The sequence below is a fragment of the Micromonospora palythoicola genome, from assembly GCF_036689795.1.
Taxonomy (GTDB): Bacteria; Actinomycetota; Actinomycetes; order Mycobacteriales; family Micromonosporaceae; genus Micromonospora; species Micromonospora palythoicola.
Map to the genome: position 1 here is coordinate 23,991 of NZ_JBAGKI010000012.1, position 14,342 is coordinate 38,332.

General features: G+C 70.7%; 14 protein-coding genes and 1 pseudogene. 8 read left to right on the plus strand and 7 right to left on the minus strand.

Going from position 1 to position 14,342, the window contains the following annotated elements:
* Positions 1-8: 8 nt before the first annotated feature.
* From V5O40_RS07720 to V5O40_RS07755, 8 genes are all read left to right on the plus strand, one after another.
* A complete protein-coding gene (locus V5O40_RS07720) occupies positions 9-350 on the plus strand; it encodes a PadR family transcriptional regulator (RefSeq protein ID WP_332904837.1) in 342 nt (113 codons plus the stop codon).
* Positions 347-1,291 (plus strand): permease prefix domain 1-containing protein, encoded by a 945-nt coding sequence (locus V5O40_RS07725; RefSeq protein WP_332904838.1) that lies wholly within the window; start codon positions 347-349, stop codon positions 1,289-1,291. Before V5O40_RS07720 ends, V5O40_RS07725 begins: the two co-directional genes overlap by 4 nt.
* Before the next feature lie 71 nt (positions 1,292-1,362).
* Complete coding sequence (locus V5O40_RS07730) at positions 1,363-1,959, plus strand: LemA family protein (RefSeq protein ID WP_216592533.1); 597 nt, start codon at positions 1,363-1,365, stop codon at positions 1,957-1,959.
* A 10-nt stretch (positions 1,960-1,969) separates the two neighbouring features.
* Complete coding sequence (locus V5O40_RS07735) at positions 1,970-4,012, plus strand: M48 family metallopeptidase (protein WP_332904839.1); 2,043 nt, start codon at positions 1,970-1,972, stop codon at positions 4,010-4,012.
* Positions 4,013-4,416: 404 nt separating this feature from the next.
* Complete coding sequence (locus V5O40_RS07740) at positions 4,417-5,727, plus strand: sensor histidine kinase (RefSeq protein ID WP_332904840.1); 1,311 nt, start codon at positions 4,417-4,419, stop codon at positions 5,725-5,727.
* Positions 5,724-6,401: a response regulator transcription factor gene (locus tag V5O40_RS07745; protein WP_332904841.1), complete on the plus strand. Its 678-nt coding sequence runs from the start codon at positions 5,724-5,726 to the stop codon at positions 6,399-6,401. Before V5O40_RS07740 ends, V5O40_RS07745 begins: the two co-directional genes overlap by 4 nt.
* 81 nt (positions 6,402-6,482) lie before the next feature.
* Positions 6,483-7,376 carry an ABC transporter ATP-binding protein gene (locus tag V5O40_RS07750; protein ID WP_332904842.1) on the plus strand — a complete coding sequence of 298 codons (894 nt, stop codon included), beginning with the start codon at positions 6,483-6,485 and terminating at the stop codon, positions 7,374-7,376.
* Entirely contained in the window at positions 7,373-8,434 is a 1,062-nt protein-coding gene (locus V5O40_RS07755) for an ABC transporter permease (protein ID WP_332904843.1), read from the plus strand. Before V5O40_RS07750 ends, V5O40_RS07755 begins: the two co-directional genes overlap by 4 nt.
* 150 nt (positions 8,435-8,584) lie before the next feature.
* Here the strand turns inward: V5O40_RS07755 and V5O40_RS07760 are convergent, their stop codons facing one another.
* The 7 genes and pseudogenes from V5O40_RS07760 to V5O40_RS07790 form a co-directional block, all read right to left on the minus strand.
* Entirely contained in the window at positions 8,585-9,208 is a 624-nt protein-coding gene (locus tag V5O40_RS07760) for a DUF402 domain-containing protein (RefSeq protein ID WP_332904844.1), read from the minus strand.
* Between the two features lie 16 nt (positions 9,209-9,224).
* The gene (locus V5O40_RS07765) at positions 9,225-9,794 is read right to left on the minus strand and encodes a hypothetical protein (protein WP_332904845.1); all 570 of its coding nucleotides are present in this window, start codon (positions 9,792-9,794) and stop codon (positions 9,225-9,227) included.
* A gap of 142 nt (positions 9,795-9,936) precedes the next feature.
* Positions 9,937-11,208 carry an MFS transporter gene (locus V5O40_RS07770; protein ID WP_332904846.1) on the minus strand — a complete coding sequence of 424 codons (1,272 nt, stop codon included), beginning with the start codon at positions 11,206-11,208 and terminating at the stop codon, positions 9,937-9,939.
* Positions 11,204-11,819: pseudogene (locus V5O40_RS07775) on the minus strand (winged helix-turn-helix domain-containing protein); the annotation flags it as partial. The pseudogene V5O40_RS07775 and the gene V5O40_RS07770, both read right to left, overlap by 5 nt.
* Positions 11,820-12,393: 574 nt before the next feature.
* The gene (locus V5O40_RS07780; RefSeq protein ID WP_332904848.1) at positions 12,394-13,143 is read right to left on the minus strand and encodes a YebC/PmpR family DNA-binding transcriptional regulator; all 750 of its coding nucleotides are present in this window, start codon (positions 13,141-13,143) and stop codon (positions 12,394-12,396) included.
* A gap of 218 nt (positions 13,144-13,361) precedes the next feature.
* Positions 13,362-13,658 (minus strand): hypothetical protein, encoded by a 297-nt coding sequence (locus V5O40_RS07785; protein ID WP_332904849.1) that lies wholly within the window; start codon positions 13,656-13,658, stop codon positions 13,362-13,364.
* Positions 13,659-13,665: 7 nt separating this feature from the next.
* On the minus strand, positions 13,666-14,307 hold the full coding sequence (locus V5O40_RS07790) for an NADPH-dependent FMN reductase (protein WP_332904850.1): 642 nt from the start codon (positions 14,305-14,307) through the stop codon (positions 13,666-13,668).
* Positions 14,308-14,342 lie beyond the last annotated feature (35 nt).

Sequence of the window (14,342 nt, forward strand, 5' to 3'; positions counted from 1 at the left end):
TGTGACACATGGTCAGCGATGACGTGCTACGGACCCACCTACAGGAACTACGTCGGGGCACCGTCGTGGTGGCCAGCCTGGTCGCGCTGCGCCGGCCCGACTACGGCTACGCACTGCTGCAACGACTCGCCGGGCACGGCTTCCCGGTCGACGCGAACACCCTCTATCCCCTGCTGCGCCGGCTGGAGGAGCAGGGGCTGCTGACCAGCGAGTGGAACACCGAGGAGAGCCGGCCCCGGAAGTTCTACCGCACCAGCGACTCCGGCGAGCAGGTGCTGCAACGCCTGCTCGACGACCTCACCGCCGTACAGACCTCGCTGCGCACCCTGATCGAAGGAGCCCCCGAATGACCTCGCTGACCGACCGCTACCTGGCTGCCACCCTGCGCTCGGTACCCATCGCGCGACGCGAGGAGATCGCCACCGAACTACGCGCCTCCATCGGAGACATGATCGACGGCCGGACCGCCGAAGGGCTCGACGCCGCGACGGCCGAACGCGCCGTCCTCACCGAGCTGGGCAACCCCGCCCAGCTGGCCGCCCGATACGCCGACCGCCGTCTGCAACTCATCGGGCCGGCGTACTACCTGGCCTGGCAGCGGCTGCTGATCGTGCTGCTCAGCACCATTCCGGCCATCGTCGGGGTGCTGATCGGCGTCCTCCAGGCCACCGTCGCCGACAACCCGGCCGGCGCGATCGGCGAGGGCATCGTCACGGCGTTCAACGTCGCGGTGCAGATCGCCTTCTGGGTGACCCTGGTCTTCGCGGTGCTGGAACGCATCGGCACCCCGCTGAACCTGCCCGAGTGGAGCGTCGACCAGCTACCCGAGCTGCCCAGCGAACGGGATGTCACGCTCACCGACGTGTGCGCCTCGATCGTGTTCCTCGGCCTGTTCATCGCCGTCCTGCCGTGGCAGCACTTCCAGTCGGTGGTCGGGCCCGACGGCGAGCGCCTGCCGATCCTCGATCCGGCGCTGTGGACATTCTGGCTGCCGCTGCTGATCGTCGTCCTGCTGGCCAGCATCGCCCTGGAGATCGGCAAGTACCGTGCCCGCCGGTGGACCTGGCCGTTGGTCGCCGGAAACGCCGTGCTGAGCCTGGCGTTCGCGGTGCCGGCGATCTGGCTGCTGCTCGACGACCGGCTGCTCAACCCGGAGTTCGTCGCCCGCTTCGCCTGGCTGCGCGACGGCGGTCTCGACACGGTCGCCCGGATCAGCATCGTGGTGATCGTCGCGATCACCCTGCTGGACGTCGCCGACAGCGTGGTCAAGGCGCGTCGATCCGCGCGCTGAGCAGGAGCGGGCCTGGACCGACGAACGTACGATGATCAGCGGAAGTACCGACTCACACCGAGGGAGCGGCCGTGGAACTGATCATCGGACTGGTGTGCCTGTTGTTGATCGTCGTGGCGGTGCTCGGCTTCGGCGTGTCGATCTACAACGGGCTGGTCCGGGCCCGCAACGCGTACCGTAACGCCTTCGCCCAGATCGACGTGCAGCTCGTCCGGCGACACGACCTGATCCCCAACCTGGTCGAGACCGCCAAGGGCTACCTCAAGCACGAACGGGAGACCCTCGAAGCGGTGATCAACGCCCGCAACGCCGCTGTCAACGCGCAGGCCACCGCCGCCGCGGCTCCCGGCGACCCGGCGGCGATGCAGCAGCTCAGCGGCGCGGAGAACGCGCTCACCGCCACCCTGGGTCGACTGTTCGCGCTCTCCGAGGCGTACCCGGACCTGAAGGCCAACCAGAACATGATGCAACTGTCGGAGGAGCTGACCTCCACGGAGAACCGGGTCGCGTTCGCCCGGCAGGCGTACAACGACGCGGTGATGGCCTACAACAACAAGCGCGAGGTGTTCCCCTCCAGCGTGGTGGCGGGCATGTTCTCGTTCGGCCCGGCGGAGCTGTTCCAGCCGGACGACCCGCAGCAGCGCCAGGCGCCGCAGGTCTCGTTCTGATCGGGCCGCGATGAACTTCTTCGAGCGACAGCGGCAGGTGCGCCGGCTGTCGACCCGGCTGGTGCTGCTGTTCGTGTTGGCCGTGGTCGGGATCGTGGTGGTGGTGAACGTCGCGGCGTTGGTCGCCTTCAACGCCACCACCGCCGATCCCGGCCAGCTCGCCGGGTTCATCGCCATGGTCACCGTCGCCACCCTCGCCGCGATCGGGCTGGCCGCCCTGGTCCGTACGCTCGCGTTGCGCGGCGGCGGCGGGAAGGTGGCCCGCGAGCTGGGCGGGGTGCCGGTGCCGACGAACACCACCGACCCCGAGCTGCGCCGGCTGCGCAACGTCGTCGAGGAGATGGCGCTGGCCTCCGGCGTACCGGTGCCCGAGGTCTACGTGCTGCCGGAGGAGACGGCGATCAACGCCTTCGCCGCCGGATGGACCCCGTCCGACGCCGCCGTCGCCGTCACCCGGGGCGCGTTGCAGCGACTCAACCGGGACGAACTCCAGGGCGTGATCGCCCACGAGTTCAGCCACGTCGTCAACGGCGACATGCGGCTCAACATCCGGTTGATGGGCCTGCTGTTCGGCATCCTCTTCCTGACCGTGATCGGTCGCGGGCTGGCCCGCGCCGGGGTCATCGGCGGCGGCCGGTCGCGCGGCAACAACAGCGGCGGCAGCGCCGCCCCGCTGGCGCTGGTGGGCCTGGCCCTGCTGGTGGCCGGCTACGTCGGGGTGCTCGCCGGGCGGCTCATCCAGGCCTCGGTCTCCCGGCAGCGGGAGTACCTGGCCGACGCCTCCGCGGTGCAGTACACCCGCCAGACCCGGGGCATCGCCGGGGCGCTGAAGAAGATCGGGGGGCTCAGCGACGGCTCCGAGCTGAGGTCGCCGAAGCGCGACGAGGTGGGGCACATGCTCTTCGGCGAGGCGGCCCGCACGTCGTGGTTCGCCACCCATCCCCCGCTCGCCGACCGGATCAGGGCGCTGGAGCCGTCGTTCGACCCGGCCGAGCTGCAACAACTGTCACGGCGATGGGCGGCGGCGCCGCCGTCCGGCCGTCAGGAGGACGTCGCCCTCGGCCTGGCCCCCGCCGGCGCACCGCAACGCCCGGATCCGGCGGACCGCCAGAACACAGCGGCGCGCCCGGACACAGCGGCGCGCCCGGACACGCCGGACCGCCCGGAGAAGGCGGGCCGGGCGCGGCCGGCTCGGCCCGGGTCACCGGCCGGCGGCGGGCGGATCCGCGTCGCACCGGGCGAGGTGCTGGACCGGGTCGCCGCCCCCACCGCGACCGCCTACACCCACGCCGCAGCGATCCTCGACCGGATCCCGGATCCGCTGCTCGGCCGGGCCCGCGACCGGCAGGCGTCCGTACCGTTGCTGCTCGGCCTGCTGCTCAGCGCCGAGCCGGAGGTCCGGCAGCACCAGTACGCCGCGGTGGCCCAGCGGCACGGCCAGCACCTGGCCGACGCTGCCCTGCGCGCGGCGGACGACCTGGTCGAGTTCCCCGCCGAGCTGCGGTTGCCGCTGGCCGAGCTGGCCTTCCCGGCGCTCCGCGACCGGCCCGACCCCGAGCTGGAGTCACTGCTGGCGGCCGTGTTCACCCTGATCCAGGCGGACGGCGCGATCAACGTGACCGAGTACTGCCTGTCCCGGCTGCTGCTGGCCGAGTTGGAGGAGTCACTGCGGCCGGACTCCCGGTGGCGTACCGACCGGCGCAAGCTCACCGACACGCGCTCGGCGGCGGTCGCCCTGCTGGCCGTCCTCGCGCAGGTCGGGCACCCTGACCAAGGCGAGGCGGAACGGGCCTACCAGGCCGGCGTCGGCACGCTGCTGCCGGGCACCGACCTGCCGTACGCACCGCCGGAGAACGGCGTACTCGCCCTGGAGACCGCCTGGCCGGTGCTCGACGGGTTGCGTCCCGGCGACAAGGAACGGCTGGTGGCGGCCACCGTCGCGGTGATCAGCCAGGACGGGATGATGACCGTGCCCGAGATCGAGTTGCTGCGGACGATCTGCGGCGTGCTGCACTGTCCGCTGCCGCCGATGGTCGGCGACGTCACGGGCTGACCGTCGCCCCGCCCTTCCCCGCCCGACCGCCCCTCGCCCGGCGGTACGGCCCGGTCCGCCGGTGCTCAGCCCTCGTGGGCCCGCACGAGAACGGACACAGACAGTGATTGTCACTACGAGTCACGGCAACGCGGACGACCTCTATCCCACCTCGCACGCTTTGCTCTGCTTCAACCCACGCACTGGCGCCTGAACAGGGGTGCTGCAAGGTCCACGGCCACACATGTCGCATCCGCTGATACTTTCCGTGACCATTGCGTCCGTTGAAGCAGAGCAAAGTGAGGACAGGGGTACTGGTTGGGGAAGATCGGGAGGCGCTGTCCGTGAGGATCGGTGGGCGGACGGACGGCCTGATCTCACCCGACGCGAATGGCGATCGGCGGGGGGATGGCATGCTGCCCAGGGTGACCACCGAGACCGCCGAGACCAGCGACGAGTGGCGCCGGGCCGAGACCGGTGACGACTGGCGACGGCCGGGGCCGACGCCGGAGCAGCAACGGCTGGACCTGTTCGCCGGTCTGGCCGCGACGGCTCTTGCCCTGCTCAGCCTGACGTTGGCCCGCAGCACCGGGGCATTCTTGCTGGGCCCACCGCCGTCCGGTGTCGAACAGCTCTTCTGGACCGTCGCGGTGCCGCTGCCGTTGATCTGGCGACGTCGCTTCCCCGTCGCCGCCACGCTGGCCGTGTCGGCCGCGTTCATCGGTTCGCAGGTGCGCGCCGTTCCCGAGTGGCAGCTCTCCGCCTGGGCGCTGTTCATCGCCATCTACACGCTGGGCGCCTGGGGCCGGGACCGTCGATTGTCCCGCCGACTGCGGATCGGCGTGATCGTTGCGATGTTCACCTGGATGGGGATCGCCTTGTCGATCAACTACCGGACGCTCACCGCGGAGTCCTTCGACGACGCGGTCGGCCCGGTGCCGCCGGTGCTCGCCGCGATCGTCACCGGCATCCTGGTCAACGCGCTGTACTTCGGGTTCGCGTACTTCTTCGGCGAGACTGCCTGGGTGGCCGCTCGTCGTGAGCACCAGGTGGCCGAGCAGGCGGAACGGCTGCGCCGGTCACAGGCCGAGGTACGCGAGCACGCGGTGGTCGGCGAGCGGGTACGCATCGCCCGTGAGCTGCACGACGTGGTCGCCCACCACGTGTCGGTGATGGGCGTGCAGGCGGCGGCCTGCCGCCGGGTCTTCGACAAGGATCCGGCGAAGGCCCGCGCCGCCCTCACCGCCATCGAGGAGACCGCCCGTCAGGCGGTCGACGAGTTGCGCCGGATGCTCGGCGTGCTACGGGCCCGCGACGGCGACCCGGACAACGCCCGACAGCCGGCCGGGATCGACCGGATAGCCGCCCTGGTGGACCGGGCCGGCGAGGCCGGGCTACGCGCCACCCTGGGGGTGTACGGCGATCCGCAGTCGCTGCCCGAATCGGTTTCCCAGGCGGCGTTCCGGGTGGTGCAGGAGGCGGTGACGAACGTGTTGAAGCACGCCACCGGAGCGAGTCTGCTCGACGTCCGGGTCCGCTATCTGGCACAGGAGATGGAGGTCGAGGTGAGTGACGACGGTCGGGGCAGCCGCTCGGCGAACGCCGACGGGATGGGACTGATCGGGATGCGGGAACGGGTCGCGACCCACGGCGGTGAGTTGGAGGTGGGTCCGCGTACCGGGGGTGGCTGGCGGGTGCGGGTCCGTTTCCCACTGCCGGCAGGGAGTTCGACGTGAGCCCGATCCGCGTGCTCCTCGCCGACGACCACCACCTGGTGCGGACCGGTTTCCGGGTGATCCTGGAGATCGAGGACGACATCGAGGTGGTCGGCGAGGCCGCCGACGGGGAGCGGGCCGTCGGCATGACCCGGGCGCTGCGTCCGGACGTGGTGCTGATGGACGTGGAGATGCCCGGGATGGACGGGCTGGAGGCCACCCGGCGGATCAGCACCGACTGCGAGCCGGGCGGGCCGGCCGTGTTGATGCTGACCACGTTCGACCGCGACGACTACCTCTTCGCCGCGCTGCGTGCCGGGGCCAGTGGCTTCCTGCTCAAGAACGGCACACCCGAGACCCTGGTCGACGCGATCCGGGTGGTGGCCCGCGGCGACGGGCTGCTCGCGCCGGAACTCACCCGGCGGGTGATCGCCACCTTCGCGCGCCCCGGCGACAGACCCGGTGATGACGTCGGTTCGGCGGCGGCGCTGGACAGCCTGACTCCCCGGGAACGGGAGGTCCTGGTGCTCGTCGCCGGGGGCGCCAGCAACGCCGAGATCGCCGCCGACCTGCACCTGGGCGAGGCGACGGTGAAGTCACACGTGAGCCGGGTGCTGGCCAAGTTGGGTCTGCGCGACCGGGTGCAGGCGGTGGTCTTCGCGTACGAGCACGGGGTGGTGCGGCCCGGCGGGTGAACGGCCTCCACCGGGAGAGGGAGTCATGATCTCCATCCGAGGGCGGACGGCAGCCGGCCACCGACGACCTAGCGTTGCCCCATGACCAGCGTGCTCCGTCTCGACGGCGTCGACCGCAGCTTCGGCGACCGTCAGGTACTCAAGGACGTCTCGTTCGACGTCGTCGCCGGCCGGATGACCGGCTTCGTCGGCGGCAACGGTGCCGGCAAGACCACCACCATGCGCATCATCCTCGGCGTGCTAGCCGCCGATGCCGGCCAGGTGACGTGGCGGGGTGAACCGCTGAGCCGGGACGCGCGGCGGCGCTTCGGCTACATGCCCGAGGAACGCGGCCTGTACCCGAAGATGAGCGTCCGGGAACAGGTGACCTACCTGGGTCAGCTGCACGGGCTGACCGCCGCCGCCGCCCGCCGGGCCACCGACGGGCTGTTGGAGCGGGTGGGACTCGCCGAACGGGGCGACGACCTGCTGGAGACGCTCTCCCTGGGCAACCAGCAGCGCGCGCAGATCGCCGCCGCGCTGGTGCACGACCCGGAGGTGCTGGTGCTGGACGAACCCTTCTCCGGCCTCGACCCGCTGGCCGTGGACACGGTCGTCGGCGTGCTGCGGGAACGGGCCACCGCCGGCTGCCCGGTCCTCTTCTCCAGTCACCAGCTCGACGTGGTCGAGCGGCTCTGCGACGACCTGGTGATCATCGCGGACGGCTCGATCCGCGCCGCCGGCAGCCGCGAGCAGTTGCGCGCGGCGTACACCACGCCCCGCTTCGAGCTGGTGGTGGAGACCGACGCCGGCTGGCTGCGCGACCACCCCGGGGTGAGCCTGGTGGACCTCGACGGCGCGCGAGCCGTGTTCGACCTGGCCGCCGGCACCGACGAGCAGCCGGTGCTGCGCGCGGCGCTGGACCGCGGCCCGGTCCGCGCGTTCCGCCCGGTCACCCCCTCCCTCGCCGAGATCTTCCGAGAGGTCGCCAAATGAACACCATGCAGGCCACCCGCCTGGTCGCCGCACGGGAGATCCGGGTCAAGCTGCGTGACCGCACCTTCCTGATCAGCACCGTGGTCTTCCTGCTGATCGCCGCGGCGGCGACGATCCTGCCACCGCTGCTGTCCGGCGGGCCGTCCACCGTGGCGGTGACCGAGGCGGCGGCGGGTCCGCTGCGGGCGGCCGGGCTGGAGGTGCTCGCCGTACCCGATGACGCCGCCGCCGAGCAGGCGGTGCGCGACGGCGACGCGGACGCCGCCGTGGTCGCCGGCCCGGCCGTGCTCGCCATGGACGACGCCCCCGACGACGTGATCTCCGCGTTGAGCACCGAACCCCCGGTCCGGCTGCTGAACCCGGACGCGGTGGACCCGGTGGTGGCCTTCCTGGTGCCGTTCGCGTTCGCCTTCATCTTCTTCATCACCTCGCAGACCTTCGGGGTGCAGATCGCGCAGAGCATCATCGAGGAGAAGCAGACCCGGATCGTGGAGATCCTCGTCGCCGCGGTGTCGGTCCGCGCCCTGCTGGCCGGGAAGATGCTCGCCGGTACGATCCTGGCGCTCGGACAGATCGCCCTGGTGGCCGTGGTCGCGGTGGCCGGCATGGCGTTCGGCGACAACACCACCCTGCTGTCGCTGCTCGGCCCGGCGATCGGCTGGTTCGTGCCGTTCTTCCTGCTCGGCTTCGTGCTCATCGCGTCGATGTGGGCGGCGGCCGGCGCGCTGGTGAACCGGTTGGAGGACATCGGTGGCGTGTCGACGCCGGTACAGCTCGCGGTGATGCTGCCGTTCTTCGCGGTGATCTTCCTCAACGACAACGTCACCGCCATGCGGGTGCTGTCCTACCTGCCGTTCTCCTCGCCGACGGCGATGCCGCTGCGGCTGTTCACCGGTGACGCGGCCGGCTGGGAACTTGTCGTCTCGCTGGCCCTGCTGCTGGTCGCGGCGGCCGGATTCCTGCTCGCCGGTGCCCGCGTGTACGAGGGCTCGCTGCTGCGCACCAACGGCCGCACCTCCATCCGCACCGCCTGGCGCGAACGCGAAACCCTGGGCTGAGGCCACCGCTGCCCCAGCGCGGCGCTCAGGCAGCAGTTCCCCCGAACTTGCCGCCTGAGCGCCGCGCGATGCAGCAGTTTCCCCGAAGTTGCCGCCTGAGCGCGGCGCGATGCAGCAGTTTCGCCGAAGTTGCTGACGGGGCGGGGACGGTCAGCGGTGGGGCGGGATCGCTGCCCAGTTGGTGGGGAGGTGCGGGACGGGCCAGGTGGGGTCGGGTTGCCAGGTCGACCAGGACTCGTCCCACCAGCGCTCACCGGCGTCGAGCAGGGCGGCGATCCGGTCGCCCTCGGCGCGGATCGCCGCACCCTGGCCCGGGTAGCGCCCCTCCACCAGCCGCTGGGCGAACATCTCCACGTCCTTGAAGACGTACCGGTCGGCGTCCACCGCCCACCAGAGGTCCAACTCGTGGTCGAGGGTGTCCACCCCGATCGGCGTACGCCGGAACGGGTCCTGGAGGTTGAAGTACCAACCGGCGAAGGTGCGCTGCGGGCCGGACCAGAACACGTCGACCGAGTGCGCCTCGCCGGGCCGTTGCAGCATCAGCTTGCCGTGACCCGTCCAGGCGGTGTGCCCGGCGAGCTGCCACGGGTGCCGCCCGCACGGAAACTCGCCCGACTCGGGGAAACCGAACTCGGCGCCGGTCGGCAGGAAGAGCGCGAGCAGGTCGGGTGAGTCCTCGACGCAGATCGTCGGGCAGCCGAACCACACCTCACCGCGCAGGATCTCCCGCCGCACCAGCACGTCACCCGGCGCGAACCGGCCAGCCGTCGTCACGCTCGCAGATGCCGCGCTACTTCTTGCCGACAAGCTTCTGGGTGATCGGCCGCCCGGCCTCGCTGGCGAGCCGCAGGATCACCGCGCCGACCGGATCCTGCTCCCCGTCCTTGAGCCCGACCTCCGTCGAGTTGACCCGCATCGGCGACTGGCCGGTCGGCTTCATCACGTACGCCGCGGTCTTGCCGGCGAACAGCGTGCCACCACCGAAGACCTGGACCTCCACCTCGGCCATCTCGGCCCAGGTGGCGGCCCGGGCGTTGCCGTTACGGACGTACACCATCCCGCCAGGGTAGAGGTAGCCTGCCTCGAAGCCCCTCACCAACACGACGACGAACCAGCCGACAGCGCAGATGCCGAGCGCCAACGACGGGATCGCCAACCAGATCAGCGGCCGCCAGGAGGACGCGAGCGCGAAGAGGGCGACCGACACCACGACCGCCACCGTGCCGACGGCGACGATCGTGAGCGCGGACCTGATGGGATTGCCGCTGCTGCGCTTGTCGATCAACGTACCGAGCCCGCGTTCCGCAGCCAGGCTGGCCACCTTTTCCGGCACTTCCTGCCGCGCGTCGACACTGCTCATGCCCGCCCCGTTTCGGTCGACTCGAGAATCAGCGGCGAGCATATCCATGGTGGACAGTTGCTGCTGCCCCGCGTTGCGCGGCCTGCGGGAGCCGACGAGTGGCCGGGTGTGACGTCCGGCTACCGGTGAGCGCCGCCGGACGTCAGTTCTCGGGCAGGGTACGCATGGTACGCAGCGGGGAGAAGACGACCCAGAGCACGCCGAGCAGGGCGCCGAGACTGGCGACCCAGAGGGCGGGCCGTACCCCGATCGCCGCGCCGAGGGTCCCGCCGAGCACGGCGCCGATCGGCCGGATGCCGTAGTTGACGGTGCGGCGGAAACCGGAGACCACGGCGAGCATCGCCACCGGGGTGGCGGCGATCTGCACCGATCCGACGGCGATATCGAGGATCATGACGCCCAAGGCGGATACGAACTCCGCGGCGAACAGCAGCGCGAGCACCTGCGGTTGTGGCCCGGTGGCCAGCGGCACCAGGACCAGTGGGGCCGGGAAGGCGACGAAACCCAGGAGCACCGCGGGGCCGATGCCGATCCGGCGGCTGACCGGGCCGGTGACGGCCGCGCCGAGCAGTCCGCCGAACGAGCCGGCTCCGATGATCAGGCCCAGCACCCCCGGGGACACTCCCAGACTGGTGGTCACGTACAGCACGAACAACGCGGCGAACATGTAGTTGAACAGGTTGAGCGTGGTGGTGCCGAGCAGCGTAGCCCGCAGGACCGCCGAGCGGACCACGTACCGCACGCCGGCGGCCATGCCTCGGCCGGGTCCGCTCTCCACGGGATGCTCGGTGACCGTTATCCGGGCCAGAAAGACCGCCGAGGTCAGGTAGGTGAGCACGCCGGAGAGGAGTGCGACCGGGGCGGTGAGCACCTGCACGAGCACGCCACCGATGCTCGGGCCGGCCACGTCGGACATGGCCCTGCTGCCGTTGATCAGACTGCTGGCGTCCACGTATTCCTGCCGCCGGACCAGGGCCGCGAACAGGCTGACGTGCGCCACCTCGAAGAACATCGAGAGGGTGCCGATCAGGAAGGCCACCCCGCAGAGCAGCGGCAGGTTCAGCGTGTCCGCCCACCAGAGCAGCGGCACGGCCAGCAGCAGGACCGCCCGACCGACATCGGCGACGATCATCACGTGGCGTCGGCGCGGGTACCGGTCCACCCAGGCGCCGGCCGGCAGGGAGAAGAACAGGTTCGGCAGCAGCGAGGCGGCGGTCAGGTAGCCCATCTCGGCGGGTCCGGCGCCGAAGGCGAGCACGGCCAGCAGCGGCACGGCGAGGACGGTGATCTGGTCGCCGAAGAGCGAGACGGTCTGCGCGGACCAGTAGCGGCGGAAGGCCGCCTGCCGCAGCAGCCGTGGGACGCGCGGCCGGCGCGGCGGCGCCGGGTCGGCCAGGGTGAGCGATCCGGTCACGATCCGTCTCCGCTCGCCGTCTCCTGCGGAGGTACGGCGCCGCGCGGCAGCGCCATCTGGACGAACGTCACCGGGCGGGAGCCGGGCGGGCGCTTCGCCGGGTCGGCGATCCGTTCGTCGTACCGGGCCAGCAGCGCGTCGATCTGTCCCGTGATCTCCCTGAGCTCAGCGGCGGTGACGTGCAGCGACGCGTCGCCGAAGCCGGCGGCGGCCCGCCACTCGGCGGGCTCGTCGGCGCGGATCGCCAGGTAGTCCTGCGCCCGTTGCAGGTAGAGGGCGACCATCACGCTGTTGATCTGATCCGTGGCCTCCCGCATGGCCGGATCGTCGGAGTCGTCGTCCCAGGAGGTGTACTGGGTGGTGGCGCGCCAGGGCCGTTCCCGACCGTCCGCCCCGGGCACCCGTTCGGCGAACCCGTACTTGGCGAGTTGCCGCAGGTGGAACGAGCAGTTCGGCACGTTGTCGTCGAGCCGAGCCGCCGCCTGCGTCGCGGTCATCGGCCCTTCGCCACGCAGCAGCCCGATCAGCCGCATCCGCAGCGGATGGGCGTACGCCCGCAGGGCGCGTGGGTCAGTGACCTTGAGCGAGCGCTGAGGTACCTCGTCAGCCATACAGTAGAGAATGCTTTAGAAAGACATCTCTAGCAACTACCAGATGACGGCCCGGCTCCGCTCGCACACCGTCAATCCCGTCGGGACGGCCAAATCTTGGACAGATTCCGTTCTTCGCTAACGGGAATCTTCCAAGATCTCCGCTAGGCCACGAAGAAGACTCGGCCGTCGCGGTCAGGCCATGAGATACACCTCCCGGATAACAAGATCCGGGAGGTGCGTGTATCCAGGCGAACGGCCCGCGACTGCGGCGACCATGATCTCGTCGCTGAGGTCTGTCATCCAGCACGGCTCGGAGCCTGACCCCGGCCGCGGTTCGCCCAGGGTACAGCCCGCAACAGAAGGCCCCCGAGCAGGAGCAACGCGGCGGCGAAGACGACCTCCCGATCGAACACCTTGGTGGCAAGGCTCAGCAAAAGCACGACTGCTCCCACCGCGACAGCCGACGTCCCGATGCCACTGACGATCTGCCCGAACCTTCCAGCCACCACGGCAGTCTAGTCACCGTCGGTCGACCTGTCGGGAACACCGCACATGCTCAGGCTTTCAGCGATCGCCGCCCACAACCCGCGGCTCAGCCGACGGCGGCCATGATCTCGTCGCTGACGTCGAAGTTGGCGTAGACGTTCTGCACGTCGTCGCAGTCCTCCAGGACGTCGATCAGCTTGAAGACCTTGCGCGCGCCCTCCTCGTCAAGCGGCACGTTGACGCTGGGGATCAGGGAGGACTCGGCCGACTCGTACTCGATGCCGGCGTCCTGCAGGGCGGTCCGCACCGCGAGCAGGTCGCCCGGCTCGGAGATCACCTCGAACGCCTCGTCGAGGTCGTTGACCTCCTCGGCGCCCGCGTCGAGGACGGCCAGCATCACGTCGTCCTCGGTGGTGCCGGCCTTGGGCACGATCACCACGCCCTTGCGGGAGAACATGTACGACACCGAGCCGGCGTCGGCGAACGAGCCGCCGTTGCGGGTCAGCGCGGTGCGTACCTCGGTGGCGGCGCGGTTGCGGTTGTCGGTCAGGCACTCGATCAGCAGCGCGACACCGTTCGGGCCGTACCCCTCGTACATGATCGTCTGGTAGTCGGCGCCGCCGGCCTCCAGGCCGGAGCCGCGCTTGACGGCCCGGTCGATGTTGTCGTTGGGGACCGAGTTCTTCTTGGCCTTCTGGATCGCGTCGTAGAGAGTCGGGTTGCCGGCCGGGTCCCCACCACCGGTACGCGCCGCGACCTCCACGTTCTTGATCAGCTTGGCGAACATCTTGCCGCGCTTGGCGTCGATGACCGCCTTCTTGTGCTTGGTCGTCGCCCACTTTGAGTGGCCGGACATCTGTTACCTCCGTTGCTACCCGCCGTCTGCATCGACCGCACCGAGCGCCCCGCTCCGCACCGGCGCACACGGTGGTGCCGGTCAGCTCTGGTGGAAGCAGTGGCGGCCAGATGGCCCTGCCGAATCTCGACAATCCTACCGACGCGCGGCGAGTGGTCGTCACCCGCCGCACGTCAGCCGTCGGCCCGCTCTCCCCCGATCACCAAAAACGGACGAATTCACTCCCCCATGCCGTACGACCCCAGCACGCTGAACTCGGTCGTGCTGCGTTGCTCGCAGCGTTCCTCGAGCCGCGCCCGGAAGCGGCCGAACGACTCCAGCGACGGCAGTGGTCCGGGCAGGTCCGGACCGATGACGACGTCGACGAAGCTGAGCCCGTCGTCGAGCCGCAGGGTCAGGTAGCGGAACCCGGGCGGGCGCAGCCGGGCCAGGTCCCGGTGCACCACGTCGAGCAGGGCCAGATGCTCGTCGAGACAATCCGGGCGGACCCGGTAGGTGATGAGCAGGGTCTCCATGGTCGGCTCACCGCCCAACGGCCGGGACCGCGTCCCGGCCCGCAGTCCGGACCGCGGCGAGGAGTTCGGTGAGCATTGCCGTGATCACCTCCGCTCGGCCGTCGCCGGGCGCGATCCGCCCCTCGGCGGTCGGGTCGGACCGATCCGCACCGGACCAGTCGAAGTCGGTGAACAACCCCAGCTCGACGTGGTCCGGCAGGACCGCCATGCCCACCTCGGCGAGAATGGGCCGCAGGTGCTCGGCGGCCCGCCCACCCCCGCGTACGCCGTAGGTGAGCACACCGGCCGGCTTGCCGCGCCACTCGGCGTCCAGGTAGTCGATGGCGTTCTTGAGGACGGCCGGGATCGAGCTGTTGTACTCCGGGGTGACGAAGACGAACGCGTCGCAGGCCGCCGCGACCGTCGACCAGCGGCGGGTGTGCTCGTGACGGTAGTCGCCGAACCTCGCCGGCACCGGTTCGTCGAGCAGCGGCAGCCGCTGCTCGGCGAGGTCGACAAGCTCGACGGTCACCTCCCCCGCCCGCGCCGCCGGATGACCGGCCGCCGTGTCGGCCACCCATCCCGCCACCGTCGGGCCACGTCGCCCCGGGCGACTGCTGCCGACGACCAGGCCCACCTTGATCGGTCCGTGCTGTCGTGTGCTGTTCATGAGCCGATCCCACCGCCGTCGGAAGCATCCGGGGA